The 25,766-nt window shown below is 69.5% G+C and carries 20 protein-coding genes and 3 pseudogenes; 11 read left to right on the top strand and 12 right to left on the bottom strand.

All coding sequences use genetic code 11. The features are described from left to right. Positions 1-485: 485 nt before the first annotated feature. Positions 486-1,382 (bottom strand): LacI family DNA-binding transcriptional regulator, encoded by an 897-nt coding sequence (locus OH768_RS00750; protein WP_406448909.1) that lies wholly within the window; start codon positions 1,380-1,382, stop codon positions 486-488. Next, positions 1,379-3,901 carry a SpoIIE family protein phosphatase gene (locus OH768_RS00745; RefSeq protein ID WP_406448907.1) on the bottom strand — a complete coding sequence of 841 codons (2,523 nt, stop codon included), beginning with the start codon at positions 3,899-3,901 and terminating at the stop codon, positions 1,379-1,381. The genes OH768_RS00750 and OH768_RS00745 overlap by 4 nt, the downstream gene beginning before the upstream one ends. A gap of 331 nt (positions 3,902-4,232) precedes the next feature. Here OH768_RS00745 and OH768_RS00740 point away from each other — a divergent pair, with 331 nt between their 5' ends. The 4 genes from OH768_RS00740 to OH768_RS00725 all read left to right on the top strand — a co-directional run bounded on the left by OH768_RS00740 (position 4,233) and on the right by OH768_RS00725 (position 9,382). Beyond that, positions 4,233-6,224, top strand: a complete 1,992-nt coding sequence (locus OH768_RS00740; RefSeq protein ID WP_406448905.1) for a glycoside hydrolase family 127 protein — start codon at positions 4,233-4,235, stop codon at positions 6,222-6,224. 49 nt (positions 6,225-6,273) lie between these two features. Next, a complete protein-coding gene (locus OH768_RS00735) occupies positions 6,274-7,545 on the top strand; it encodes an ABC transporter substrate-binding protein (RefSeq protein WP_406448903.1) in 1,272 nt (423 codons plus the stop codon). Continuing rightward, on the top strand, positions 7,542-8,441 hold the full coding sequence (locus OH768_RS00730; RefSeq protein WP_406448901.1) for a carbohydrate ABC transporter permease: 900 nt from the start codon (positions 7,542-7,544) through the stop codon (positions 8,439-8,441). Before OH768_RS00735 ends, OH768_RS00730 begins: the two co-directional genes overlap by 4 nt. A 71-nt stretch (positions 8,442-8,512) precedes the next feature. Continuing rightward, a complete protein-coding gene (locus tag OH768_RS00725; RefSeq protein WP_406448899.1) occupies positions 8,513-9,382 on the top strand; it encodes a carbohydrate ABC transporter permease in 870 nt (289 codons plus the stop codon). 1,027 nt (positions 9,383-10,409) lie between these two features. On the opposite strand, the gene OH768_RS00720 is transcribed toward OH768_RS00725, so the two are convergent. Both OH768_RS00720 and OH768_RS00715 read right to left on the bottom strand, forming a co-directional pair. Continuing rightward, positions 10,410-10,859: a spore-associated protein gene (locus tag OH768_RS00720; protein ID WP_406448897.1), complete on the bottom strand. Its 450-nt coding sequence runs from the start codon at positions 10,857-10,859 to the stop codon at positions 10,410-10,412. Between the two features lie 568 nt (positions 10,860-11,427). After that, the gene (locus OH768_RS00715; RefSeq protein ID WP_406448895.1) at positions 11,428-11,556 is read right to left on the bottom strand and encodes a hypothetical protein; all 129 of its coding nucleotides are present in this window, start codon (positions 11,554-11,556) and stop codon (positions 11,428-11,430) included. A 456-nt stretch (positions 11,557-12,012) separates the two neighbouring features. Between OH768_RS00715 and OH768_RS00710 the strand changes: the two genes are divergently transcribed. The 3 genes from OH768_RS00710 (at position 12,013) to OH768_RS00700 (ending at position 13,601) form a co-directional block, all read left to right on the top strand. Beyond that, entirely contained in the window at positions 12,013-12,468 is a 456-nt protein-coding gene (locus tag OH768_RS00710) for a hypothetical protein (protein WP_406465088.1), read from the top strand. A gap of 63 nt (positions 12,469-12,531) precedes the next feature. Next, a complete protein-coding gene (locus tag OH768_RS00705) occupies positions 12,532-13,371 on the top strand; it encodes a transposase family protein (protein WP_406448893.1) in 840 nt (279 codons plus the stop codon). A gap of 71 nt (positions 13,372-13,442) precedes the next feature. After that, the gene (locus OH768_RS00700; RefSeq protein WP_406448891.1) at positions 13,443-13,601 is read left to right on the top strand and encodes a hypothetical protein; all 159 of its coding nucleotides are present in this window, start codon (positions 13,443-13,445) and stop codon (positions 13,599-13,601) included. On the opposite strand, the gene OH768_RS00695 is transcribed toward OH768_RS00700, so the two are convergent. After that, a complete protein-coding gene (locus OH768_RS00695; protein WP_406448889.1) occupies positions 13,582-14,544 on the bottom strand; it encodes an AraC family transcriptional regulator in 963 nt (320 codons plus the stop codon). The two genes, OH768_RS00700 and OH768_RS00695, sit on opposite strands and share 20 nt — an antisense overlap. A gap of 211 nt (positions 14,545-14,755) precedes the next feature. Here OH768_RS00695 and OH768_RS00690 point away from each other — a divergent pair, with 211 nt between their 5' ends. Continuing rightward, complete coding sequence (locus tag OH768_RS00690) at positions 14,756-16,153, top strand: FAD-dependent oxidoreductase (protein WP_406448887.1); 1,398 nt, start codon at positions 14,756-14,758, stop codon at positions 16,151-16,153. 466 nt (positions 16,154-16,619) lie between these two features. Continuing rightward, a complete protein-coding gene (locus tag OH768_RS00685; RefSeq protein WP_266501879.1) occupies positions 16,620-17,483 on the top strand; it encodes an SDR family NAD(P)-dependent oxidoreductase in 864 nt (287 codons plus the stop codon). 12 nt (positions 17,484-17,495) lie between these two features. Here OH768_RS00685 and OH768_RS00680 read toward each other — a convergent pair. Next, positions 17,496-17,787: pseudogene (locus OH768_RS00680) on the bottom strand (Tn3 family transposase); the annotation flags it as partial. Next, positions 17,786-18,088: pseudogene (locus OH768_RS00675) on the bottom strand (DUF4158 domain-containing protein); the annotation flags it as partial. The pseudogenes OH768_RS00675 and OH768_RS00680, both read right to left, overlap by 2 nt. A 163-nt stretch (positions 18,089-18,251) precedes the next feature. On the opposite strand from OH768_RS00675, the gene OH768_RS00670 reads away from it, so the two are divergent. Then, positions 18,252-18,377 carry a hypothetical protein gene (locus tag OH768_RS00670; protein ID WP_406448885.1) on the top strand — a complete coding sequence of 42 codons (126 nt, stop codon included), beginning with the start codon at positions 18,252-18,254 and terminating at the stop codon, positions 18,375-18,377. A gap of 101 nt (positions 18,378-18,478) precedes the next feature. Here the strand turns inward: OH768_RS00670 and OH768_RS00665 are convergent, their stop codons facing one another. Both OH768_RS00665 and OH768_RS00660 read right to left on the bottom strand, forming a co-directional pair. Beyond that, on the bottom strand, positions 18,479-19,228 hold the full coding sequence (locus OH768_RS00665; protein WP_406448883.1) for an SDR family NAD(P)-dependent oxidoreductase: 750 nt from the start codon (positions 19,226-19,228) through the stop codon (positions 18,479-18,481). Positions 19,229-19,305: 77 nt separating this feature from the next. Continuing rightward, positions 19,306-20,139 carry an SDR family NAD(P)-dependent oxidoreductase gene (locus OH768_RS00660; RefSeq protein WP_266501871.1) on the bottom strand — a complete coding sequence of 278 codons (834 nt, stop codon included), beginning with the start codon at positions 20,137-20,139 and terminating at the stop codon, positions 19,306-19,308. A 106-nt stretch (positions 20,140-20,245) separates the two neighbouring features. On the opposite strand from OH768_RS00660, the gene OH768_RS00655 reads away from it, so the two are divergent. After that, positions 20,246-20,917 carry a TetR/AcrR family transcriptional regulator gene (locus OH768_RS00655; protein WP_266501868.1) on the top strand — a complete coding sequence of 224 codons (672 nt, stop codon included), beginning with the start codon at positions 20,246-20,248 and terminating at the stop codon, positions 20,915-20,917. Positions 20,918-21,167: 250 nt separating this feature from the next. Here OH768_RS00655 and OH768_RS00650 read toward each other — a convergent pair. The 3 genes and pseudogenes from OH768_RS00650 to OH768_RS00640 form a co-directional block, all read right to left on the bottom strand. Beyond that, positions 21,168-22,007: pseudogene (locus OH768_RS00650) on the bottom strand (transposase family protein). A gap of 63 nt (positions 22,008-22,070) precedes the next feature. Further along, positions 22,071-22,526: a hypothetical protein gene (locus OH768_RS00645; protein ID WP_406465086.1), complete on the bottom strand. Its 456-nt coding sequence runs from the start codon at positions 22,524-22,526 to the stop codon at positions 22,071-22,073. A 524-nt stretch (positions 22,527-23,050) separates the two neighbouring features. After that, positions 23,051-25,660: a glutaminase domain-containing protein gene (locus OH768_RS00640; protein WP_406448880.1), complete on the bottom strand. Its 2,610-nt coding sequence runs from the start codon at positions 25,658-25,660 to the stop codon at positions 23,051-23,053. Positions 25,661-25,766 lie beyond the last annotated feature (106 nt).

Genomic DNA, 25,766 nt, shown 5'->3' with positions numbered 1-25,766 from the left:
TGGTGTTATCAAATCAGACGGGTTTTCGGGTATGAAGCCGCATGAGACGGACAGTCGAGTGCTCTGCCACGCCGGGTACGAATAGCGCCTACCCGGCGAAGACACTCAAAGCAAGACATGGGCAAAACTCACATACCGAAAAAGCTATGTGAACGCCCACTCAGAACCGGGGCATACCACTCCATCAATCCCGGAGCGGTTCACACCGAGTTCCAACTACCGTCTCGTCGACCGGCTGTTCATCCATGCGGGATTCCCCGGGCGCTACCTGTCAGCGCAGATCGACGACGAGTCTGTGTCAGCCGTGGACGAACGATGGCACGCCGTCATCGAGTCACTCACCACTTGACTGCGAGCACCGTGACCGGTCCCGACACCGCTGAAAGACACGAATGCACAGGTCAGGGCCTGCCCCTCAACATTCGATGATGTTCACCGCGAGGCCACCGGGGGCCGTCTCCTTGTTCGGGAGAGGACAAGTCGGCTCAGAACTCGGAATCCGGTCCCGACAGGCTGGGACCCGTACTGGAGCGGATGGAGATCAGCGATCTCAGCACGACGTGCCGGGGAGAGGCGCCGGGCGAGTCCAGCCGCTCCAGTATCAGCTCGACGGCGACCCGGCTGATCTCGTCGATCGGCTCGTCGGCCGCGGTGAGCGGCGGAGTCACCGTCTCCACCCACGGTCCGGACACCAGGCCGACGACCGAGAAGTCACGCGGCACGACGCGGCCCGCACGGGTCAGCCCTCGGTACACGCCCCCGAGGGACGCCTCGTTCAGGGTCACCAACGCGGTGGTGGCCGGCTCGTCCAGCAGGATCCGCTCAAGGCACGCCTCGCCCTCGGCCTCGTCGTCCCCAGAGTGATATCCGCGTCCGGTGAGCCCCAGCTCCGCCATGCCCTGGTTGAACCCTTCGAGCCCCCGGTGCGCGGACTCGTACCCGGCCTGGAAGAACTCTTCCGACCGGTTGACGAAGGCGATCCTGCGATGGCCCAGGTCGGCCAGGTGCCGCACACAGGCGCGGCCGAGGACCACCCAGTCCATGTCCACCCACCAGGTCTTCTCCAGGCCGGACTGTCCGATGGTGACGAAGGGGAAGCCCAGCTCGATGAGGTGGGCGGCCCGGGCGTCCTCCAGCCGGATCTCCATCAGAATCAGGCCGTCCACGCGGTGTTCGGTCAGCATCCGCTGGAACGGCTGGTCGTCCACCTCGCGGCCGGTGGTGAGCAGCACGTCGTAGTCGTGCTGCTGGGCCGCCTCGGCCACGCGGCCGATGAACTCCATCTGCGTCTCCGTGTAGTGATCGCCGGCCGGCGGGAAGACCAGTCCGATCGTGCGGGTCCGGCCGTTCGGCGGAGTCTCCGTGGTGGCGTCGGTGTTCACCGGAATCCTCCTGCGTGGCCCGTCGGTAGGAGCTGCTCGGCCCAGATGGTCTTGCCGCTGGTGGTCTGCCGGGTGCCCCAGCCCTGGGTGAGCTGGGAGACCAGGAGCAGGCCGCGGCCCCCCTCGTCGAAGGTGCGGGCGCGGCGCAGATGGGGGGCGGCGCTGTTGCCGTCGGAGACCTCGCAGATCAGGGTGCGGTCGCGGATCAGCCTCAGCTGGATGGGGGGCGCCCCGTATCGGATGGCGTTGGTGACCAGTTCGCTGACCACCAGCTCGGTGACGAACCCGGCTTCCTCCAGCCCCCAGGCCTGGAGCTGGCGGGAGGCCTGGAGCCGGGCGTCGGCGACGATCTCGGGGTCGGCGGGCAGACTCCAGGTGGCGACCTGGTCGGCGTGCAGGGCCCTGATGCGGGCGACGAGCAGGGCGACATCGTCGGTGGGGCGGGCGGAGCGAGAAGGGGATCCATCCGGACCGAGGCTGGAGGGGAGACGGGACGGGGGCTCACCGGGTTGAACGGCGGAGGAGGGCAGCAGCGCGTCGATCAGGGTGTCGCAGGTGACGTCGAGCGAAGGAGACGGGCGCGCCAGGGCTTGGCACAGTTGGTCGAGGCCCGCGTCGATGTCGTGGTCGCGGGCTTCGATGAGGCCGTCGGTGTAGAGGGCGATCAGGCTTCCTTCGGGCAGTTCCAGCTCGGTGGCCTCGAAGGGCAGGCCGCCCACGCCCAGCGGAGGTCCGGGGGAGAGGCTGACGAGGGAGACCGTGCCGTCGGGGTAGAGGACGCCGGGCGGGGGGTGGCCGGCGCTGGCGAGGGTGCAGCGGCGCGAGACCGGGTCGTAGACGGCGTACAGGCAGGTGGCGCTGATCCCGTCGGCGTCCTGCGCATCGGAGGCGGTCGTGCCGTCGTCGGAGGCGAGGTGGGTGACCAAGTCGTCGAGGTGGGTGAGGAGTTCGTCGGGCGGCAGGTCGACGTCGGCGAGGGTCCGGACGGCCGTACGCAGGCTCCCCATGGTGGCGGAGGCACGGACGCCGTGGCCGGCCACATCGCCGACGACCAGGGCGACCCGGGTTCCGGACAGGGGGATCACATCGAACCAGTCGCCTCCCGCTCCGGCCTGGGAATCGGCCGGCAGGTAGCGGAAGGCGGCCTCGACGGCCGCCTGCCCGGGCAGTCCCCTCGGCAGCAGGCTGCGCTGGAGCGTGAGCGCGGTGGTGTATTCGCGGGTGTAGCGCCGTGCGTTGTCCACGCAGACTGCTGCTCTGCCGGCGAGTTCCTCGGCGAGGATCAGATCGTCCGGCTGGAAGGGTTCAGGACGCAGTCGGCGCCAGAAGACGGCCACTCCGAGGATGATCCCGCGGGCTCGCAGCGGCACGGCCATACCCGAGTGGACGCCGGCGTGATGGACGCCGGCGCTCCTGACGTCGTCGCCTTCGATCCATCGGACGAAATCCGGATCCTCCAGTCCGCTCAGGAAGGGGCGGCCGACGGCCAGGCAGCGGGCCGCCGGTGAGTACGCCGGGTAGGTGTCGACCGCGCCCAGGGCGACGGCGGCCTCGGGGAGGCCCTCGACGGCGGACCGATGAGCGACCCGGCGCAGTACGACGGCGGCGTCGATGGGCTCCGCGGTCGGTTCCTCCCCTTGGAGGACCGAGTCGAGGAGGTCGACGCTGACGAAGTCGGCGAGCCGTGGCACCACCAGTTCGGTCAGTTCCTGCGCGGTGCGCACCACGTCCAGAGTGGTGCCGATGCGGGTGCCTGCCTCGTTCAGCAGTGCCAGCCGCTGCTGGGCCCAGTGCTGCGCGCTGCTGTCGAACGACGCGGTCCCGACACCGCGTACCCGGTTCGACGGGTCCTTGACCGGCCACATCTCGATGTTCCAGGCGCGACCGCCGAAGTGGCTGTCGTAACTGGTCGGTGTCCCGGTCTCGACCACCTGGCGCAGGTGACGCAGGAATCCCCGGGTGGCGACATTGTCGGGGACGGTGTCCTGGTACCGGCGTCCGCGCAGCTGTGCGGCAGTGGTTCCCGCCATCTCGCACGCGATGTCGTTGAGCCCCTGGTAGCGCAGCTCGGCGTCGAACGTGGCCAAGGCGACCGGGGCCTGGGTGAACGATCGCTCCAGCATCTTTCGGTCGTCCCCGCCGCTGTCCTCGTATCCGTTCCTGGTTGGGACCGGTGCGAAGGCCACGACGAACCCGTTGGCCTTGCTCTCGCCGTCCAGCGACGGGCAGGTGCGCAGGCCGAGATCGAGCCGGCTGCCGTCCCGATGGCGAAGGACGGCCGTCCCGCTCCAGGCCTCGGCACCGGCCAGGGCCGCCCAGACCGCGTCGGAGGGGTCCGCGGCGAGCACCTCGGTGACGACGCGCCCCACGACGTCCGTGGCGGCATGGCCCAGCAGACGCTGTGCAGCGTCGCTCCAACTCGTCACGATGCCCTGTCGGCTCACCGTGGCCGTGGCCAGCTCGGTCGTGGGCTCGTAATCATGGGGCGACTCGAGAACAGTTTTGCCACGGTGTGTCATTGGTGCTCACCTCGCAGCCGTCGAGTCGCGCTCCGTAAGCACCATCCACAATATCCGGCCAAAGCGCACCCGGCACCGGCAATCAGCGACCTGCTGGAATACGACGGCCGACGAGGCGGTGGACGCGGCGAATCGCGGTCTGGTACCGCGCCCCTCGACGGGCACTGGGCGTGCCGTCGCGCGACTCCGCAGTCCCCCCGCCAGGGCGCCGTCACCCCTGTCGACACGCTGCGCAGATCCCCGCACCTCGCATGGCGCGACGACGGGGAGGAGTCTGTAGGTGTATGTAAGTAAATAGCCCGGATATTCCTGTTGCGCAGGGAGCACCCTCATGTCCCTTTCTCCGTCCCCGGGACCGACTCCCACACCAGTGCCGGGCCCCATCCGGCTCGGTGAACGGGCCCAGGTCGCGCTGCGGCCGGCCGAATCCGCCCGCGTCACCGGCGGTTTCTGGCACGAGCGCCGACGCGTCAATGCCGAGGTGAGCATCCCCCAGGGCCCGGCCCTGCTGGACTCCGTGGGCAATCTGCACAACCTCCGGCTGGCGGCCGGAACGGCGAGTGGCGATTACCGGGGCGAGCTGCCCTTCCTCGACACCGATGTGACCAAGTGGCTGGAAGCCGCCTCCTGGCAGCTGGCGGACACGGATCCGAAGGCGGAGTTCGCGCAGGCCGAGGACGTGGACCGGATGATCCGCCTGCTGGCCGAAGCCCAGCAGGCCAACGGCTACCTGCAGAGCTACTACCAGGTGGTCCGGCCCGGGCTCCGCTTCGTCGAACTGCGCTGGGGCCACGAGCTGTACTGCGCGGGCCACCTCATCCAGGCCGCCGTCGCCCACCACCGGGCCACCGGACGCGAGGATCTGCTCACCGTCGCCCGCCGCTTCGCCGACCACATCGACGACACCTTCGGCCCCGGCAAGCCCGTCGACGGCATCGGCGGGCACGCCGAGATCGAGACCGCCCTGGTGGAGCTCTACCGGGAGACCGGCGAGCGGCGCTATCTGGACCTGGCCGGGTACTTCGTCGACCGGCGCGGGCACGGCCTGCTGCGCGACGGCCGCCCCATGCTGGGCGACGCACACGCCGTCGCCCCGGGCCCCGCGTACTTCCAGGACCATGTCCCGGTGCGGGAGGCCGAGACCGTGACCGGCCATGTCGTACGCCAGCTCTATCTGCTGTCCGGCGTCGCCGACCTGGCCGCCGAGACCGGCGATCAGCAGCTGCGCGCCGCGATGGAGCGGCTGTGGGAGTCGATGACCACCACCAGGACCCATCTCACCGGCGGCCTCGGCGCCCACCACGAGTCGGAGGACTTCGGCGACCCGTACGAACTGCCCAACGAGCGGGCGTACTGCGAGACCTGCGCGGCCGTCGCCTCGATCCAGTGGAACTGGCGGATGGCCCTGCTCACCGGCGAGACCCGCTACTCGGACCTGCTCGAGCGGACGCTGTTCAACGGCTTCCTGTCCGGAGTCTCCCTGGACGGGCTGCGCTGGCTGTACGTCAACCCGCTCCGGGTGCGCGACGGTTACGAGTCCCAGGGCGGGGACAACTCGGCGCGCCGCACCCCGTGGTTCACCTGCGCCTGCTGCCCGCCCAATGTCATGCGGCTGCTCGCGAGTCTGCCCCACTACCTGGCCAGTACCGACGCCGACGGTCTGCAGCTGCACCAGTACGCCACCGGCTCCTACGGCGGACCCGTCGACGGCGGCCGGGTCGCGGTCCGGGTGGACACCGACTACCCCTGGCAGGGCCGGATCGCGGTGACCGTCGACGAGGCGGGCCCCAGGGAGTGGACCCTGTCGCTGCGGGTGCCGCAGTGGTGCGAGCAGTACACGCTGGAGGTCGGCGCCACGCCCGCCGAGCAGGTGTCGCAGGACGGCTGGCTGCGGATCCGCGCCGCCTGGCGGCCCGGTGACACGGTCGTCCTGAACCTCGGCATGGAGCCGCGGCTCACCGAGGCCGACCCCAGGGTCGACGCGGTGTGGGGCTGCGTGGCTGTCGAACGCGGCCCGCTCGTCCACTGCCTGGAGCAGGTGGACCAGCCCGGCGCCCCCGGCCTGGACGACATCGTGCTCGACCCCACGGCGGGGCTGACCGTCCGGTACCGCCCCGACCTGCTGGGCGGCGTCACCACCGTGGTCGGCTCCGGCCGGCTGCGGGGTCGGCCCGCCGGACAGGACTGGTGGCCGTACCGCGTGGCTCGAAGTACCCCCACGGGCACGCCCGACGGCGCACCTTTCGAGCTGACCGCCATCCCCTACTACGCCTGGGCCAACCGCGAGGACGGCAGCATGCGCGTCTGGCTGCCCACGAGCTGAACGAGCCCCCACCACCTGTAAGGATCGCTAGCCGTAAGGACCGCTGGTCATGAGAATCAGAAGAGCAATGGCGGCGGGTGCGCTGCTGACGTCCGTGGCACTGCTCGGCACCGCGTGCGGCGGCTCGGGCGCGGACACTTCGGGTTCCGGCTCGGGAACCGTCACCCTATGGGTCCGCGACAGCCAGAAGGACTTCATCAACATCCTCGCGGACACCTGGAACAAGGACCATGACACGAAGGTGAAAGTGACCGTCGTCCCCTCGGCCAACTTCGTCCAGAAGTTCGGCACCGCGGCCGCGGGCGGCACCGGACCCGACGTCGCCTCCATCGACCTCGTGTATCTGCCGTACTTCGCCTCCACCGGCGTACTGGACGACATCACGGATCTGGCGAACAAGCTGCCGTACAAGGACGGCCTGAGCGCGGCCCACCGCAGGCTCGCCACGTACAACGGCCGTACGTACGCGCTGCCCTTCACCGCCGAGGCGTCCGTCCTCTTCTACAACAAGGGCCTGTTCAGAAAGGCCGGTCTCGACCCGGACAAGCCCCCGACGAACTACGCGCAGATCATCTCCGACGCGAAGAAGATCCGCGCACTGGGCCACGGCACCTACGGGTACGCCATCGGAGGGCAGTGCGGCGGCTGCAACGTCTTCGAGTTCACGCCGCACGTCTGGGCCAGCGGCGGCGACGTGCTCACCGCCGACGGAAAGAAGGCCCTGTTCGACACACCCGAGGTCACCGACGCCCTCACCTTCTACCGGAAGCTGTACACCGACGGCTCGATGCCGGCCCAGTCCAAGACCGACACCGGAACCATCCAGCCCGCTCTCTTCCAGAGCGGCAAGCTGGGCATGACCCCGCTCGGCGCCTTCTTCCTGCCGGTCCTCAAGAAGGACGCCAAGGTCGACTTCGGTGTCGCCCCGCTGCCCGGCAGGAACGGCGGCTCGGCGTCCTTCGCGGGCGGTGACGAGATCGCCGTCACCAAGAACGCGAAGAACAAGGCGCAGGCACAGGAGTTCGTCAGGTGGGCGACCGGCGAGCAGGCCCAGACGGTCCTCGCGCAGAACGGCATCGTCCCGGTCCGCACCGATCTGATCGACAAGATCTACACCCCGCTCGATCCCCGGTACAAGGTGCTGGCCGCGGCGATGGAGAAGGGCCGCACGCCGTACAGCACGGTCGAGAACGCGCTGTTCAACGACAACAACGGGCCCTGGGTCCGCATGATCAACCGGGCCGTCTTCGACGGCGACATCGCCAAGGCGCAAAAGGAAGGGCAGCAGGCCGCCCAGTCCATCATCGACAACGCGCCATGAGCACCCCTCACCGGCGGACCCTGTCCCGGGCCGGGCGGCGCCGGCTGGCCGGCATCGCGATGACCACGCCGGCCCTGGCGATGATCACGCTCTTCTTCTTCGTCCCGCTCGTCATGATGCTGTGGATGTCGCTCCACGACTGGCCGCTGCTGGGAGAGCACCGCTTCATCGGCCTGAAGAACTATCGCGACGCCCTGCACGACACCGAGTTCCGCACCGCCGTGGTCTTCACGGTCAAGTACACGCTCATCACCACGCCGGTGCTGTTCGTCCTCGGCTTCGCGCTGGCCCTGCTGGTCCGCCACAAGCGCCGCGGCGCCCGCTTCTTCCAAGCCGTGTACGTCCTGCCGGTCGTGGTCGGTCTCGCCTCGGCGGCCTTCCTGTGGCTGTTCATGTTCCAGTCCGACATCGGACCGGCCGGGGACCTCGCCGACCACCTCGGCCTCGGCAGCCGTACCACCAACTGGTTCGCCGGATCGACGTCCGCGATGCTCGTGGTCATCGGCATGGTGACCTGGAAAGTCGTCGGCCTGCAGATGCTTCTGCTGCTGACCGGACTCCAGTCGATCCCCACCGACGTGGAGGAGGCCGCCAGAATCGACGGCGCGAGCCGCCCGCAGACCCTCCGCTACGTCATCCTGCCGCTGCTGCGCCCGACGCTGGCCCTGGTCCTGGTCTTCTCCGTCGCCGGTTCGCTGCTCGCCTTCGACCAGTTCTACATCATGACCGGCGGTGGTCCGGCGAACTCGACGATCACCGCGGTGTACGACATCTACCGCACGTCCTTCATCAAGTTCCAACTCGGATACGGCTCGGCCCTGTCCGCTCTGCTCATGATCGTGCTCGCCGCGGTCAGCGCGACACAGCTGCTGCTCCTGCGCTCTTCCGACCGCTGAGGACCCGAGACCTGAGGACCCGAACCGTGAGCACTCGCACCGCGGGGACCCGAGACCCGGGGAGACGTCCGGTGGAGACGGACTCCAGGAACCTGGTGGCTGCCATCCGCCGGTCACTGCCGCGCGCCGCCTGGTGGGCCGTCTGCGCCAGCGTGGCCGTGCTGTTCCTCTACCCGCTGTACGTGATGCTCTCGCAGAGCCTCAAGACACCGGGCGAGGCCGCCGCCGCGCCACCCACCCCCTATCCGCACCGGCTGTCCCTGGACAACTTCCGGGCCCTGGGCGGTGGCACGGGGATCGACATCGTGGCCAGCGCCGGCAACAGCCTGCTGGTCTCCCTGGGCGCCACACTGGCGACGGTGGTTCTCAGCACGGTCGCGGGCTACGGTTTCGCGCGGCTGCGCTTCCCCGGCAGCAACATCCTCTTCTACGCCACCCTCGCCACCTTCATGATCCCCTTCCAGGCGGTCATCACCCCGCTCTACCTGCTCCTCAACAACCTCGGCCTTCAGAACTCGCTGCTCGGACTGGCCGCCGTCTACACCACCTTCCAGCTCCCCTTCGGGCTGTTCCTGATGCGCAACTCCTTCGCGGCCGTCCCCCGCAGTCTCGAAGAAGCCGCGCTGATCGATGGCTGCGGCATCCTGAAGGCGCTGGTCCGGGTTGTCCTGCCGGTCGCCGTACCGGGCGTCGTCACGACCGCCCTGCTCACCTTCTTCGCCTGTTGGAACGAGTTCTTCGCGGCGCTGATCCTCATCACCGACCAGGACAAGTTCACGCTCCCGGTCAGCCTCGGCGTCCTCGCCAGCGGCAGCTTCGGAAGTGTCGACTGGGGAGTCCTGCAGGCCGGCGTCGCGGTGACCATCGTCCCCTGCGTTGTCATCTACCTGCTGCTGCAGAAGTACTACGTGGGCGGACTGCTCAGCGGCGCGGTGAAGTAGGTGTGCTTCAGGGGTGTATGCCCGGTGGGTTGGATGTGTGAAGGGAGCTGTGTGGGAACCGGGTTGGCGGCGCTTGCGACGTCGGGAGCGACGACGCTGGTCGGCCTGATGGTTTCGGAGTCGCGGGGAGCGGACGAAAGGCACCCTGGCCCGGTTCTTCGCACGGCGGGATGCGGGCGGGGACGCCGACAGGGAACTTGAGGCGGCGGTCGCTGCCCGGGCGGCAGGGAGCGACAGTGCCCGGGCGGACCTCCAGGCCCGGTGGCAGCAGCGGCTGGAGGAGATCTTCCGGGAGGATCCCGGCGCGGCACAGGCCCTGGACGGGCTGCTGTCCGAACTGGAGCCGGAGGCCTCACGCTCGTTCGCCAGCGTCGTGAGCGGAAGAGTGAACTACGGGCCGGCGTTCCAGGGTTCACGCATCCACGGCGGCATCACCTTCAACGTCCAGCCCGCACCGTCCGGGTCGGGTACTCACGCCTTGCCCGACCAAGTACCCGTCACCATGGTCCCGTTCAGCAACCGGACGGCCGAACTCGCGGCGCTGGACCAGACCTTGGACACGCGAAAGGCGGGCTTGGCGCAGTTGAGCGTCGGCGTATTGGACGGGCTGCCCGGGGCCGGCAAGACGACCATGGCCTGGCATTGGGCGGAACGGCCCCAAGCTCGGTTCCAAGCCCCTCATCAGCGGTCCGTCGATGCCTCCGGACCCGGTGACACCACCCCCCGGATCATCAACAACAGCAGCGGGAAGTCATACGGGACCCGAAGGCCGGAGGCCGAATTGCGGAGCCACGAAGAAGGTAGCGGGGAGGGGCGGGCTGAGCGGCGCGCGGGTCGCGGACAAGGTCGCGGAGGTGGAGGGGTGGGGTGCGGGAGGCCCGCGTCACGGACATGGTTCCACCGCTTGCGGCCGGGGGCTGCCCTCGTCGGCGCGGGGACGACGGACGAGGGGCATCGGGGCCGGTGACGGAGTCCGGCCCACCCCCGGCCGACGGGAGTGGGCCGGACCGCGGCAGCGCTCCGCGGGTCAGCGGACCGTGGTGACCCGGTGCTCCTTCAGCGCGGAGCAGTTGGAGCCCGTCACGTAGACGTACACGTTGTCGATGTGGCCGCCCCAGTCGACGCAGTGGGCCTTGCCCTGGACATAGGCCGGTCCGGCGTACGACGTGTACACGCCATAGTCCTGGGCGTACTCACCGGTGTCGGAGACGTAGATCCACGCGCCCATGTCGCGCGCGGCGCCGGGGTTGGTGCGGATGGTCGCGACGCAGTTCTTGCCGTTGGAAGCGTTGTAGGTCAGGTAGACGGTGCCCTGCGTGCCGACGGGCGCGGAATTGACGGTCTTGTAGCTGCTTCCGCAGACCTTCTGCGCAGTGGTGTTCGGTGCTGCGGAGGCGGGGCCGGCCACAGCGGTCGTCGCGCCGACTGCCAGGGCCGCCATTGCGGCGCCGGCGAGAATGGAATGATTGAATCTCATATTTCCCCCTTATGGTCTTAGGAGTGTCTTGCTCCTGACAGGTCAGACACGTGCCGACCGCGCGGGGTTGTGACCCCGCACCGGCTCGATCCGGCCGAGTTGGCCGGGCGGGCCGGGAACACGGCCGGGTGGCCGTGACCTGGGTGGGCGGGGAGGTTGCGGCGGCGCCCGGGCCCGCCGTCCTCGCACCGGGTCACTCCGCGCCGTCACGGCCGCGCTCCTCGTCCGGGGACGTTGCAAGCCGGGAACGCCAGGCGGCGGCCCGGGTGACCTGTGGCCGTCCGCGCCCGGCGCCCCGCCGTCGCGGATCCGCCCGAGAGCACGGCAGCGTGCGGATGTCGGCGCATTCTCGCCACAACCCCTCGGTGCACTGGGTGTCGAAGGGGTCCACTCAGGTCTGGCTCAGGGCTGGGCGTGACCAGATCGCGCGGCGCGGCCCACGCCGGTGCGGTGGGCGGGTGCCGAGCGGTCGGCCCTGAGCTTGGCGTTTATGTGCGCCATGCGGTTCCCCCGAGATGCGGATTGTATTGACAGAGGGTCAGATGGTTCTCATGAGAGGAACATCGACCTAGCGGCTGGCCTGCGGGTCCGCGAACAACGCGACAAGTCCCTCGGTGCGGTCCGGGACCAGCGGCGCCAAGGCCAGGCGCTCGGTGGTCAGGACCGGTTGGGCGCGATCGGCGGCTCCACTTCGCATGATCGCCACCCTAGGGTGCGGGTGTCAGGAGCGGCAATGGCCTGCTGCTGGGCCGGCGGGGGTGAGTTGCCGGGTGGTTCGAATGCGGGCTCGGTCATGTGTGGGTGTGTGATGGTTGCCGACTTTGAATGTGTGACGTGTGTGCAACTCGCTGACGAGGAGCGGGAGTTCATGGAGCCGATTCTGCCGGTAGGCAGGTTCGGCCACGCGGGCTCATCACGTCGCAGTCGGCATGCGGGTCACCACTGAGCGGTGTGCATCGTGAAGTTGCAGGTTGCGGGTCTAGTGTGAGTGACGAGTGGGGTACTCGCGCCGGTCGGCGGCCGATGACCATGGCGTAGATCATCGGGCATGTCCGGTTCCGGTGGATGTGCGGTTCGGCTGCGCCCGTGACCGACCGCTGCCTACGATCCGTCAGCAGGTCGGCACGCCGCGGAATCGTGGGAGGGTGCGGGACTGCAGGAGCTGGAGTGGATCACGGCTCGCCGGAATGAACTGGACACGCTCGCCGAACGGTTGGCCATGCAGCTTCAGGAAGTCCAGGTTGAGCGGGACGAACTGGCGATCGCGGAGCGGGTCCTGCGCCGGCTGGCCGAACAGGACCGGGCTGCGCGGGAGGCCGCCGCGACCGTCGCCCCGACGGCGGCCCGGGTGGCGGGGCGGGCGGTGCTGCTCATCCCGCACCGCGGCGAGACGGGCGACGAGGCCGCGCTGCCCGCCGACTACCGCAAGATCCTTGCGATCGTGCGGGTCGCCGACGGGCCGGTGCAGGTCAGGGCGGTCGGCGAGGAGTTGGGCCTTGAGGTGACGGTGCGCGGGAAGCTGGAGCCGCTGCGGGCGAAGATGACCAAGCTCGCTGACCGCGGCTGGCTGCACAAGCGTCCCGACGGCAGGTTCACCGCACGCTCGTAGGCGTAGGGAGGCGGGCGCCGACGGCGCGCAACTGGCGGGCCCCCGGCGGCAGTTGAGTTTGGTGTGAAGAAAAACAACCATCCCGTCGAGGGCCCTGACGGCCTTGTCTGCACCGCCCGCCTGCCGCTGTCGAGTGCCACCCTGAACTGGCTCGCCGACCTGATACGCGGCCACTGCAAGAAGATCAGGTCACGGTGGCGGGCCCTGCCCGCCGGGAAGATCGCCGCCATCGCGCTCGCGGTACTGCGCTGTGACCAGCGGCCGGGCGACCTGGCCGGCGGCAACGGGATACACCGCACCACCGTGACCCGGTGGGTCAGGGAAGTCGTCGGCCAGCTGGCCGCCCGCGCCCCGCGCCTGGACCGCGCCCTCAAAAAGATCGCCCGCAAGGGTGGCGGGATGGTGCTGCTGGACGGCACGCTGATCCGCACCCGGCGGCGCACCGGCAAAGAGAACCGGAAGAACTACTCCGGCAAGAGCAAATGCCATGGCCTGCTCGTCATCGCGCTCACCGACGACCGCGGCCGACTGCTGTGGGTCTCGGCGGCCCGGCCCGGACGGACCTCGGAGATCACCGCCTGCCGACACGACCAGCTCACCGCCCGCCTGCGGGCCGCCGGCCTCGGCGCCATCGCCGACCTGGGCTTCGTCGGCCTCGACGACAGCGGTCCCGACGCCGACCCGGCGGTGATCACCGGCTACAAGGCCGCCCGGAACCGGCCCCTGACCCGCGGCCAGAAGCTGTCCAACACCGCACTGGCAGCAGTCCGGGCACCGGTGGAGCACGGCTTCGCCCACCTCAAGAACTGGAGGGTCCTCGGCAAGGTCCGAACCTCCCCATCCTGGGCGACCGCCCTGGTCAGGGCCCTGCTGGTCCTCACGAACCGCGAAGCTTCCCGGTGACCGACGATCTCCACCGAAGTCACCCGCCAGCGACCAGCACGAGCACCCCGATGCCCACGCACACCAGACCCGTGACCAGCAACTTCAGCTCGCACACCGCTCAATGGGTGTGCGCGGCCCGCATGACAGACGGCACTGTCATCACCGTAGCCGGAGTTGAACACAGGACAGTCGGTCCGGACGGTCTGATCATCGATCTGCGCAATGAGTTCACTCGCCTCTCCGGCTGAACAGGCTTCGGCGGCGGGTGGCCGACGGAGTCTCGGCGAACTCCTTGGCATAGGCCCTAATGAAGTGGCTGCTGTCGCCGAAGTGCCAGCGTGCGGCGAGTTCGGACAGCGTCCAGCAGGTCGAGGTCAGCTCCGCTCTGGCGCGCTCCAGGCGCCGCCGGCGTACGTAGCCCATGACGGACGTCCCCTCATGGGCGAAGGCACGGTACATGGTCCGCACCGATACGTGCAGCGCGGCGGCGATCACCCGAGGAGTCAGATCGGCGTCGATGAGCAGCCGGACCTCAATGCATTCCTTCGCGGCGGTCACCAGGGCATGGGAGAATGCCTCGTCGTCAATGCCCTGACCCCGCAGCATGCCGTTCAGCAACTCCACCGTCGCGTTGCGCGCCGCGTGGCCCGGATCGCCCGGCAGGTCGGCACACGTGCGCAGGTGGGCCAGGAGCAACCGGGCAGCCAGCGTGTCCTGCGCGGCTGTGGCGAGCCTGCCGGGACCACGCAGATCGACGTCCCGGGCCGGCACGTGCAGCATCAGCGCACGCGTGCCCCGCTGAACCTCGAAGTCCCACGGCGCGTCGTTGCGCCGGACGCACAGCAGCCCCGCGCCGACCATCGACGTCCGGCGCGCCGAGGTGAACAGCCAGCTCCCCCGGAACGTCGCGTGGAGCACCACCCGGTCCTCCAGGTGGCCGTTGGGACCTCCGGTGCTGCCCGTGACAGCGTCGCTGTACTGGTCCTCCACCACCAGGCCCCCGATCGGACGTTGCCTGATACGCACCGAGTACGCCCCCTCGCTGCGCCGCGGCAGACTCAGCGGAGGCGCGGGTACCAGGCCGCCGGCCTGCCGCTGCCACTCGCTGAGCAGGACGTCGTTCCTGCTCTGATCGGCGTAGGGCACGGTGATGTCGATGGTGAACCGGCCGGGGCCGTCATCGGGCTGCATGGCGTCGTACCACCTCCTGATTGGCTCACCCCGCTATGCCGACACCTGCGGTCGGCCGTGGGCGGAGCCACTGCCGGTCCACGCACGATGGCACAAAAGTCCATCGCCGTCGGCACGCAGGTGCAATGTCGCGGCACGTGAGGGACCCTAGCGTGTTCCTGGTTCACCCTGCACGCCGTGCAACGGCCCGTCCCGCTAAGGAACTTCGCCCATGTCCGACTCTGTGATATCCGCCTTCGACGGACTCGTTGCGGCAGCACCACCCGCTGCCTCTACGCCGAAGCTCGACACCGCCTGCGTCATCGGCGGCAGCATCGCCGGGCTGCTGGCAGCGCGCGTGCTGTCCGACCACGCACGCCGTGTCGTCATCATCGAGCGCGACGAGCTGTCGGCCACAGGCCAGTCACGTCCCAGTGTGCCGCAGGACCACCAGGTGCACACGCTGCTGCCAGCCGGCCACCGATGGGTCGAGCGGTGGCTGCCCGGATTCACCCAGGAAGCACTCGACATGGGAGCCGTCCTGGCCGACGCGGGCGCGGGCAGGGTACTCACCGCCTTCGACGGTCACCCGCAGGCGCCCAGCCACGCCGATCACCACCTGCTCACCTGCAGCCGGCCCTTCCTCGAAGCCCGCATCCGTGCCCGTGTCCTGGCCCGGCCCAGCGTCTCCCTGGTGCGGGGCCGGGCGACGGGCCTGTCATACCGAGACGGCGCGGTCAGCGCCGTCTCCTACACCGACGGCACCGCCGAGCACACCCTGGCGGCCGACTTCGTCGTGGACGCGATGGGACGCGGCAGCAGGCTCTCGGAGTGGATCAGCCAGGACGGCTACGACAAGCCCGCCCTGGAGCGGCTGGAAAGCCCCATCAACTACGCCACCGCCCTGTTCGAACGCGACGTGCAGTCCACCTACCTCGACGTGCCCTGCGCACTGGCGCTCTGCAGCCCGGGAGCCGGGCCCGACGGGGTGTCCGTCGCCGCCGCCAACGCTGTCGAGGACAAGCAGTGGCTCGTCATGCTGATGGGCTACGGAGACGACCGGCCCGGCAGGACCATCGACGACTTCCGCGCGGCCTGCGCCGCACTGCCCCCGGTCTTCGCCCAGGCCACCGCCGGCGCCGTCACCCGCGACATCGTCACCTACCACCAGGCCGAATCCAGGCGGCGTCACTTCACCGGCCTGGAGCGCTTCCCCGCACGCCTGGCAGTCGTCGGCGACGCGGTGGCCTCCTTCAACCCGGTCTACGGCCAGGGCATGTCCTCAGCCGCGCTCCACGGCTCCTGCCTGTCGGCATACCTCGCCGGCGACCCCGACCTCACCCGGCCCGCCACCGACTTCTTCGCCCTGCAGCAACTGGTTGTCGACGCGGCATGGGCGGTATCCGCCGGAGGCGACAGCGCCCGCCTCGACGCGCTGGCCGGCGTCGAGCCCCCCGAGGACGTACGCCGGCAGCGCTGGGCACTTCAGCAGGTCATCGGCGCAAGCACCGTCGACGGCAGCGTCGCTCGCTCCTTCAACGACGTCTCCTACATGCTCCGCCACCCCGCCACCCTCGCCGACCCCGCCCTCCTCGAACGCGCCGTCGCCGCCAACCAGAACGTCGAATAGCCCGCAGCAGTGCCATCGTCGGAGGCGGCACCGCAGTGTTCGTGGACCGGGCCTGTCCGGCCAACGGCAGGGGTCGGGGACGGGCACACGCAGGGATGACCGCGGTGGACGCAGGCACAGAGATGCTGCTCAACCGATCGAGCAACGGGCTTCCTTGGTTGTGCTGGGTGTCGTAACCGCGTCACTACCAAAGGGCCCGTTCTTTCATACCCGCGGCCGCACCCGCACCTCCGTCCAGACGGTCCCCCGCACCGCACGTCTCGAACAAGATCCGGTCTGCCACAACGCACTGAGATCCATGGCGGCAGCCTCTCAGGAGTGCCTCGCACCACACGCCGGTTTCGAGAGGACTTTTGCGAACGGCGACCTGCGGAGCCGACGCGAAGCGTCTGCGCTCTCCCTTTCAAGCCGAGCGCAGACGCACATCTACCGATCCAGCACAGAAAGTCACGAAGGAGTCCCCCTCATGAACCGCACCGTTGTCATCACCGGCACCACCTCCGGCTTCGGCCGCGACAGCGTCCGCCTGTTCGCGTCCCAGGGCTGGAACGTCGTGGCGACCGTCCGCAAGGAGACGGACCTCGCCATCCACAACGACCTGCCGAACGTGAAGACCCTCCTGCTCGATGTCAACGACGAGGGCGCCGACACTGCCTTCGCCGAACAGGCTGCCGCCCAGTTCGGAGGCATCGACGCGCTGGTGAACAACGCCGGCTACTACCACATGGGCCCCGTCGAGGCCGCATCGATGGAGCAGATCCACGACCAGTTCCAGACCAACGTCTTCGGCCTGATGGCCCTGACCAAAGCCTTCCTGCCGCACTTCCGCAAGCAGCGTTCCGGCGTGATCGTCAACATCTCCTCGATCAGCGCCGACCAGGGCTACCCCTACACCGCCGTCTACGCCGCCTCCAAGGCCGCGGTCGCGGCCTTCTCCGAGGGCCTCAACGTCGAGATGGCCGACTTCGGCGTCTCGGTCAAGGCGGTCTTCCCGGGCGCCCACGCCACACGCATCTTCACAAAGATCGACCAGGCGGGCGACATTCCCGAGGACTACCAGTCCGGCATGCAGCGCTTCTTCAGCATGCAGGGCACCGGCTCCAGCCCGGCCGTGACCGCGAAGGCCATCTATCAGGCGGTCACCGACGGCAGGATCGAGAAGGTCCGCTACTACACCGGGCCCGACGGAGTCGCCGTACCCCGCGTCAAGCAGCTCCTGGGCGCCGACTGGTACTGGGAGGAGTTCCGCAACGCCTCCACCGGCAACCCCAGCGACCTGTGGAAGAGCCTCGTCACGCAGGGCAAGGAACCCGTCGAGTTCGCCCTCTGAGCCACCGCCCGGTCAGTCCTGCCCACCGTTCTCATCGTCGTCGAGCCCGGCCGCTTGCGGATCGCGCAACGGCCGCAGGCTCCCGCCGGCAGGGATGGAGGCATTGAAGCTGTAGCGGCCCAGGACGTTGAGGTTGCGGTGCTTGAGCGGGGACAGGCGGGCGACGTCCTCGTCGCGGATCTCGTGGCCCCTCGGCGCGGAGCTGGGCGACGGCGGCGTCGATGTACTGCGTCGTCCAGAGCACCACGGCGTCCAGAACCAGGCCGAGCGATCCGATCTGGTCCTCCATTCCGTCCCGATACGCCCACTAGGTCCCCGGTCTGAGCCGGATCGGCCCGCCGGGCCGCCTTGGCGACCGTCGTGTGCAGCCTTTTGTCCGCGATCCGCCGAACCTCGGCGACCTGCCGGGCCAGCGCACTCACCCCGGGCAGCAGCACCCGATGCCGACGCAACCAGCCCACCGCGTGATCGAACAATGCCTTCGGGCCCTCGGCGTGCGCCGTCCAGGCCCGCCCGTGCAGGAACGCCCGGAACTTCCGGCCCGCGGCGTGGTCCTCGTAGAGGTGGTAGCCGTATGCCTCCTGGATCTCCCACGCGTGCTCGCACTGCGTCGGCCCCCTGCCAGCCGTAGCCGCCGGCCAGCGCGCTGTCCTGCGCTCCCCAGTCACCGGTACCGGCGAGCATCGCCCAGTCGCTGATCCCTGCGCACATGACCGCCACGTTGAAGCGGTCGCCGCGCCCTGCGGCCCACGCGGTCATGAATCCGCCGTGGCTCCAGCTGCCGATGCCCGGCCGGTCCGGGTCGGCCAGACGATCGCCGCCGAGGCGGGTCTGCGCGACTTGCGGCTGGCTGCCGAGACACTCACGAACCGCGTCTGCCATGTCAGGCGCTGAGCAGGGGCGGAGTCGGCCGCCTCGCGGGCGGCCCGGGACGATGCGGCCGGCTCCGGCCGGCGAGAGCGGCACCGTCCCCGTCCCGGGGGCCGCCCGGGGTCTCAGACGAGGAAGCCGCCGTCCACCGCAAGGCGCGCCCCGGTGATGTAGGAGGCGTCGTCCGAGAGCAGGAAGGCGATCGCCGTCGCGACCTCGTGACCGGTGCCCACTCGGCGCATGGGGATCCCGCTGTCGGCGACCTTCTGTGCCTCCTCGGGATGGGCCGCGGTCATCTCGGTGGAGATCACACCGGGCTGGAGTTCGTTGACACGTATGCCCTGGGAGGCATACTCCTTGGCCGCCGTGCGGGTCAGGCCGCGGATCGCGTGCTTGGCGCTGGAGTAGTCGGGCGTGGGACCGCCGCGGTCGGCAAAGACGCTGGAGACGTTGACGATCGCGCCGCCGCCGGCGGCCAGGATCGCGGGGATCTCGTACTTCATCCCGTGGAACAGGCCGGACAGGTTGACGCCCAGCACTCGGTTCCACTTCTCGGTGCTGAGTTCGTGCAGCGGCTCGAAGTAGCCGGACATTCCGGCGTTGTTGACGCCGTAGTGCAGGGCGCCGAACCGGTCGACGGTGCGGGAGACGGCCTGTTCGAGGTCGTCCGGCACGGCGACGTCGCCGGCCACCGCGAGCGCTTCACGGCCGGTGGCCGCACGGATCCGGGTGACCACCTCGTCGATCTTGTCCTTGCGGCGTCCGACGAGGGTCACGTCAGCCCCCCGCTCGGCGAGCAGGAGGGCCGTCGCCGCTCCGATGCCGCTGCCGGCGCCCGTGACGAGGGCGACCTTGCCTTCCAGCGCAGTGTTCATGATGCCTGTCTCCTAACGTGTGCCGGGGCCGGGTCTCCGGTGCCCGGGAATGGTGGAACCGGGGCGGGGTGCGGCCCTCAGCCGGTGAAGTCGACGGAACGTCCGATCTCCGCCCACTCGGCGTCCTCGGCCGCCTGCTGCTCCGTGGCTTCGGCGATGTAGTCGACGGCGTGGCCGCCGAGCACCAGGTGCAGCGGGGGCTCGGGGTTGTCGGCGAGGTCCAGGAACACACGAGCGACCTTCGCCGGGTCGATCGGCTCGGTGCCGGTCCAGCCGCGCAGGTGCTTGGCCTGAGCGCCGACCGTCGGCTCGTAGGCGGGGTCGAAGGAGGGGATCTCCATCGAGGAACCGGCCCAGTCGGTGCGCATGCCGCCCGGCTCCGCGAGCGTGACACGGATGCCGAGGGGCGAGACTTCCTTGTGCAGGACGCCGGAGAACCCTTCGACCGCGTGCTTGGCGGCTTGGTAAGCGCCCAGGCCCGGAGCGGTCAGCCGGCCGCCGATCGAGGTGACCTGGATGAAGTAGCCGCTGTTCTGCTTGCGGAAGACGGGCAGCACCGCCTTGGTCACATGGACCGTGCCGTAGAAGCAGGCGTCGACCTGCGCACGGAAGGCATCGAGGGTGACCTCCTCGATCGGGGTCATGTCGGCGTAGCCCGCGTTGTTGACCACGATGTCGATACGCCCGAACGCCCGCACCGCGGTGTCGACCGCGGCCTGGGCCTGCGCCGGGTCGGTGACGTCCAGCTCGACCGCCAGCACCCGGTCGCCGTACCTGGCTGCCAGGTCGTCCAGCGCCTCGGTACGACGGGCGGTGGCGACGACCCGGTGACCGGCGGCGAGCGCCTTCTCCGCTACCGAGCGGCCCAGACCGCGCGAACTACCCGTGATGAACCAGACCTGCTCGCTCATGGATGTCTCCTCGTCCACGGTTGGCGCTTTGCGCAACTCGATTGCCTTAAGTTAGCACACTTGAGTTGCGCTAACAACGCAAACCGAGTGCGTTAAACTCGACTCCATGGACACGACAGAACCTCCCGCCTTCCAGCGAGCCCGCTCGCCCGAGCATCGGGAGCGTCGTGCCCGGGACCTGCTGCAGGCGGCCGCCGAACTCGCGGAGTCGGGCGGAACCCGAACGGTGACGCTGAAGGGGATCGCCCAGCGGGCCGGCGTGCACGCCTCAGCCGTTCGCGGTTATTTCTCCTCGCGCGAGGAGATCCTGCTGCGCCTGGCGACCGCGTCGTGGCAGGCGTGGTCGCGGGACCTGACCGAGCAGCTCACCGGAGCCGGGCCGCTGGACGCAAACGGCCTTGCCCGCTCGATCGCCGCCTCCCTCGCGGAGCACTCACTCTTCTGCGACCTCCTCGCCCATGCGGCCGTCTCCCTGGAACGCGAGGTTCCGATCGACTGCCTGCACGAGTACAAGAGCGCCGCGGTCCGGGTCGTCGACGAACTCGCCGATGCCCTCCACCGGGCGCTGCCCGCCCTCTCTCGGGCGGACGGACGCGAGGTCGTGGCCGCCGCCACCGCGCTGGCTCCCGCCTTCTGGCAGTACGCGAACCCTGGGGAGACCCTGGAGCTCCTGTATGAGCGAGTGCCTCAACTGGCCTCGGCACACGTCGACTTCGAGCCCCGCATGACCGTGCTGCTGACCGCACTCATCAACGGCCTGACCGGTCCGCGAATCTGAGAGGGCGGAATGAAAGTACATAGGAGATTTGCCGTCACCTGAACGTGTGGCGGTGCGGTACCCCGACCGGTCGGCGGCCATGGGCATGTTGGGCTGAGCACCGTGAGCGAGCACAAGCCCTACAAGACCGACGTGAGCGACGAGCATTGAGCGGTGTGCGAGCTGAAGTTGCTGGTCACGGGTCTGGTGTGCGTGGGCATCGGGGTGCTCGTGCTGGTCGCTGGCGGGTGACTTCGGTGGAGATCGTCGGTCACCGGGAAGCTTCGCGGTTCGTGAGGACCAGCAGGGCCCTGACCAGGGCGGTCGCCCAGGATGGGGAGGTTCGGACCTTGCCGAGGACCCTCCAGTTCTTGAGGTGGGCGAAGCCGTGCTCCACCGGTGCCCGGACTGCTGCCAGTGCGGTGTTGGACAGCTTCTGGCCGCGGGTCAGGGGCCGGTTCCGGGCGGCCTTGTAGCCGGTGATCACCGCCGGGTCGGCGTCGGGACCGCTGTCGTCGAGGCCGACGAAGCCCAGGTCGGCGATGGCGCCGAGGCCGGCGGCCCGCAGGCGGGCGGTGAGCTGGTCGTGTCGGCAGGCGGTGATCTCCGAGGTCCGTCCGGGCCGGGCCGCCGAGACCCACAGCAGTCGGCCGCGGTCGTCGGTGAGCGCGATGACGAGCAGGCCATGGCATTTGCTCTTGCCGGAGTAGTTCTTCCGGTTCTCTTTGCCGGTGCGCCGCCGGGTGCGGATCAGCGTGCCGTCCAGCAGCACCATCCCGCCACCCTTGCGGGCGATCTTTTTGAGGGCGCGGTCCAGGCGCGGGGCGCGGGCGGCCAGCAGGCCGACGACTTCCCTGACTCACCGGGTCACGGTGGTGCGGTGTATCCCGTTGCCGCCGGCCAGGTCGCCCGGCCGCTGGTCACAGCGCAGTACCGCGAGCGCGATGGCGGCGATCTTCCCGGCGGGCAGGGCCCGCCACCGTGACCTGATCTTCTTGCAGTGGCCGCGTATCAGGTCGGCGAGCCAGTTCAGGGTGGCACTCGACAGCGGCAGGCGGGCGGTGCAGACAAGGCCGTCAGGGCCCTCGACGGGATGGTTGTTTTTCTTCACACCAAACTCAACTGCCGCCGGGGGCCCGCCAGTTGCGCGCCGTCGGCGCCCGCCTCCCTACGCCTACGAGCGTGCGGTGAACCTGCCGTCGGGACGCTTGTGCAGCCAGCCGCGGTCAGCGAGCTTGGTCATCTTCGCCCGCAGCGGCTCCAGCTTCCCGCGCACCGTCACCTCAAGGCCCAACTCCTCGCCGACCGCCCTGACCTGCACCGGCCCGTCGGCGGCCCGCACGATCGCAAGGATCTTGCGGTAGTCGGCGGGCAGCGCGGCCTCGTCGCCCGTCTCGCCGCGGTGCGGGATGAGCAGCACCGCCCGCCCCGCCACCCGGGCCGCCGTCGGGGCGACGGTCGCGGCGGCCTCCCGCGCAGCCCGGTCCTGTTCGGCCAGCCGGCGCAGGACCCGCTCCGCGATCGCCAGTTCGTCCCGCTCAACCTGGACTTCCTGAAGCTGCATGGCCAACCGTTCGGCGAGCGTGTCCAGTTCATTCCGACGAGCCGCGATCCACTCCAGCTCCTGCAGTCCCGCACCCTCCCACGATTCCGCGGCGTGCCGACCTGCTGACGGATCGTAGGCAGCGGTCGGTCACGGGCGCAGCCGAACCGCACATCCACCGGAACCGGACATGCCCGATGATCTACGCCATGGTCATCGGCCGCCGACCGGCGCGAGTACCCCACTCGTCACTCACACTAGACCCGCAACCTGCAACTTCACGATGCACACCGCTCACTGAGGAATGGATCGACCGGTTCAGCAACCAGCGCCTCCACTCGGCGATCGGAGGCCCTCTGCCACCACGCTGCTGGTGTGGGGCTCGACGTGCCGGCTCCGGACGGCCATGGCGCCCGTGGACCGTACGGAATCGGCCGCGGCCCCACCGGTGTCGGTGAGGCCGACGACGAGGGTGCCGTGCGCCGAGTCGTATCAGGAACCGCCGAGGGCCTCCGCGGCCCGTTCGGTCCGGGGCGCGAGCTTCGTCGCGTCGGCTCGCCGCTTCAGCCGGAATGCTCCTTCATTTCTGTGTGGGGCAGGAACCGTCTGGATCAGACGAGCCGCCAGAGGTGGTCGGAGGTGCCGTTGTCGTTCCACTGGGTCACTTGGGCGCTGTTGGCCTGGGAGGCTCCGTCGACGGCCATGAGTTTGCCGCTGTGCACGTTGACGATCTTCATCCAGCCGTCGCCGTTGTCGACGAAGCGCCAGAGGTGGTCCTGGGTGCCGTTGTCGTTGTACTGCTGGACGTGGGCGCCGTCGTCGAGGCTCTGGTTGTGGACGGCGAGCAGCTTGCCGGAGTTGCGGTTGTAGATCTTGACGGTGCCGTCGCCGTTGTCCACCACGGTCCACAGATGGTCGGCGGTGCCGTTGTCCTCGTACTGGGTGACCTCGGCGCTGTCGGCCAGGGACGTGCCGCTGACGGCGAGCAGCTTGCCGGAGTTCTTGTTCTGGATACGTTTCCAGGAGACGGAGTCGGCCGCCGGGGCGTTCATCAGGGCGAGGGCGCCGCCGATGACGGGGCGGTCGGCGAAGCCCCGCTGGGCGCCGGTGGCGACGACGTACCAGTCGGTGAAGGGCACCCGCGAGGGCGTGGTGTTGGCGAAGCCGTAGACGCCGTTGATCAGCATGGTGCGGGCGTCGGCGTGGTCGGCCAGCCAGGCCGCGGTCCACAACTCCCAGTCGGTCTTGGTGTAGTCGTTGCGCGGGTCAAGGAGCACGCCGTAGGTGCCCGCCTTGGACAGGTACCACGCGGCCTCCTGCGCGGCCACCCCGGTGGGCACCAGGTCCACGCCCAGCAGCCGGTCGGCGTAGCCGTTGTACTTCAGGCTCCAGGTGCCGTCCTGGTCGTAGGCGAGCTTCAGGTGCGTGCCCGAGGAGTCCTGGGCCAGGGTGACCCACCGGCTGATGTAGCCCCGGGCGATCGTCTCGTAGTGCGCGGCGTCGGAGGAGTTGGACGCCGCCTTCGCGATCACACTCATCGCGCCGATGCCGATGATGCCCTTGAGCGCGAGGTTGGCGCTGTGCGCGATCCAGCCGGTGAAGTCGTCGGTCTGGTTCTGGTTCTCCGGGTCGAGGGCGTTGGCCACCAGGTACTCGGCCCACTGGTGGAGGATCGCGTAGTGCGTGGTGGCGAAGGAGGCCGCGTCGGCCGCCGGAAGGCGCTGGGCCACGGCCGCCGCCATGATCAGCATGTTCGCGGACTCCTCGATCGGCATGGCCTCCTCGTTGCCGTCCAGATGCCCGGTCGCGTTCGGGTAGCTGGAGCCGAGGTCGTGCTCGGCGTACACCTTGGGCCAGCCGGCCTGTTCCGCGTAGAAGAAGTGCGGTTCGAGCAGCAGCCGCAGATACGCGGGCGAGAGGTGAAGGTAGGCGGGGGACGCGGGGTAAATCACGTCTACAGTCGAGAAGTTGCCGTTGGAGGAGATCTCTTTGAGCATCGCCCACGGGGAGCCGTTGCGGTCGACGAGTTCCGTTCCGGCCACGGCCTGACGCACCGCCAGGGCGCAGACGGCCGCGTAGTGTTCGCCGGTGTCGCCGCCGCCCGCGGCGGTCGCGGCGTCGTCGTGGATCGCCTTGTCGAAGGCGACGGCGGCGCTCAGGGCGGCGGTGCGGTCGCCGTTGAACCAGTCGAGCATGGCGGTCCACGAGGCCCAGTAGTGCATCCACCACGGGTTCAGGTTCGTGCCGAGGTAGCTCACCGCCGGTGTGCGCACATGGCCGACGACGATCTGGAACACCGCCGAGGGGGCGGAGGCGGTGACGGTGCCCAGGTTCTGGTTGAGCCCCAGCACGGGCCAGCGGTCGTTGATCGCGCGGGGCTGGGCGGTGTCGGAGGTGCCGGCCAGCGTCCCGTTCGCGGCGGACGCCGCCCGTACGACGGTGTCCTGACCGATCTGCCAGGTCAGCCCGCTCGCGGTGGGGGCGGCCAGCACCAGTGAACCCCACGACGCCTGGTCGTTGTTCTCGGCCAGCAATCCTGGGGAGGCCGGCTGGCAGGTCAGGGCGGTCATGCTGCCGGTCGCCTGCTTGGCCCAGGTGACCTGAGTTGAGCTGTCGCCGTGCACCCACTCGGCGGAGGCGTCGACGTGTACGTCGACGGTGTGGCTCGCCCCGTCGCTGCTGGCTGCCTGGACGCTGATGTAGCTCAGCGGCACGCACTGGCGCTGCAGGTTGCCGAGGTCCACGGGCGAGAAGAAGGTGACCGTCAGCGTGACGCCGCCCCCGGTGAGCGTGAAGATCGACCGGGTGGCCGTGAGCTGCAACGACGTCTGCGTCATCGCGCTGAGCGTCGGACCGCCGGGCAGCGCCGGGGCGCCGAGGAACACGTACGGCGTGCCGTCGATCCGGGCGATGCCGGCCAGCGCGGTGATCCGTCCGTTCCAGAAGGTGGGCCAGGTGCCGGCGAGGCTGTCCCCGGCCAGCCAGGTGGTCAGGTACGGGGACCGCACGGCGAGGGGGGTGGCGGGTGGGCGCAGCGGACTGAACGTCGAAGCGGCGGCGCCGGCCGCCGAGTTGGCGGCATGCGCGGGCGACTCACCGATGCCGAGGCCGCCCATGACACCTGCTGCGGCCACTCCTCCCCAGCGCAGCAGGTCGCGTCTGGATAGCGGTGACAGTCCGGTGGTGAGGGGAGGGCGGACGTCGTCTTCGGGGTGGGGCATGGGGGCTCCTTCGATGGGCAACGAGAGTTCGACATCGTTGTCAGCAGGTCGTGCTGACGGGGTGTCACGCAGAACATGGCTTCGTACCGACAGAACCGGGGGTGGC

Origin of the sequence: Streptomyces sp. NBC_01622 (assembly GCF_045209635.1) — a bacterium.
In the GTDB taxonomy this organism is placed as follows: Bacteria; Actinomycetota; Actinomycetes; order Streptomycetales; family Streptomycetaceae; genus Streptomyces.
Note: the sequence above shows the minus strand (reverse complement) of the source record. Positions and strands in the feature narration are given on the sequence as shown.

Bases quoted from the DNA above. Each gene is read 5' to 3' on its own strand.
- OH768_RS00690 (WP_406448887.1), top strand. From the start codon at position 14,756: ATGTCCGACTCTGTGATATCCGCCTTCGACGGACTCGTTGCGGCAGCA.
- OH768_RS00655 (WP_266501868.1), top strand. From the start codon at position 20,246: ATGGACACGACAGAACCTCCCGCCTTCCAGCGAGCCCGCTCGCCCGAG.
- OH768_RS00730 (WP_406448901.1), top strand. From the start codon at position 7,542: ATGAGCACCCCTCACCGGCGGACCCTGTCCCGGGCCGGGCGGCGCCGG.
- OH768_RS00735 (WP_406448903.1), top strand. From the start codon at position 6,274: ATGAGAATCAGAAGAGCAATGGCGGCGGGTGCGCTGCTGACGTCCGTG.
- OH768_RS00695 (WP_406448889.1), bottom strand. From the start codon at position 14,544: ATGCAGCCCGATGACGGCCCCGGCCGGTTCACCATCGACATCACCGTG.
- OH768_RS00640 (WP_406448880.1), bottom strand. From the start codon at position 25,660: ATGCCCCACCCCGAAGACGACGTCCGCCCTCCCCTCACCACCGGACTG.
- OH768_RS00740 (WP_406448905.1), top strand. From the start codon at position 4,233: ATGTCCCTTTCTCCGTCCCCGGGACCGACTCCCACACCAGTGCCGGGC.
- OH768_RS00745 (WP_406448907.1), bottom strand. From the start codon at position 3,901: ATGACACACCGTGGCAAAACTGTTCTCGAGTCGCCCCATGATTACGAG.
- OH768_RS00665 (WP_406448883.1), bottom strand. From the start codon at position 19,228: ATGAACACTGCGCTGGAAGGCAAGGTCGCCCTCGTCACGGGCGCCGGC.
- OH768_RS00715 (WP_406448895.1), bottom strand. From the start codon at position 11,556: ATGCGAAGTGGAGCCGCCGATCGCGCCCAACCGGTCCTGACCACCGAG.
- OH768_RS00660 (WP_266501871.1), bottom strand. From the start codon at position 20,139: ATGAGCGAGCAGGTCTGGTTCATCACGGGTAGTTCGCGCGGTCTGGGC.
- OH768_RS00685 (WP_266501879.1), top strand. From the start codon at position 16,620: ATGAACCGCACCGTTGTCATCACCGGCACCACCTCCGGCTTCGGCCGC.
- OH768_RS00720 (WP_406448897.1), bottom strand. From the start codon at position 10,859: ATGAGATTCAATCATTCCATTCTCGCCGGCGCCGCAATGGCGGCCCTG.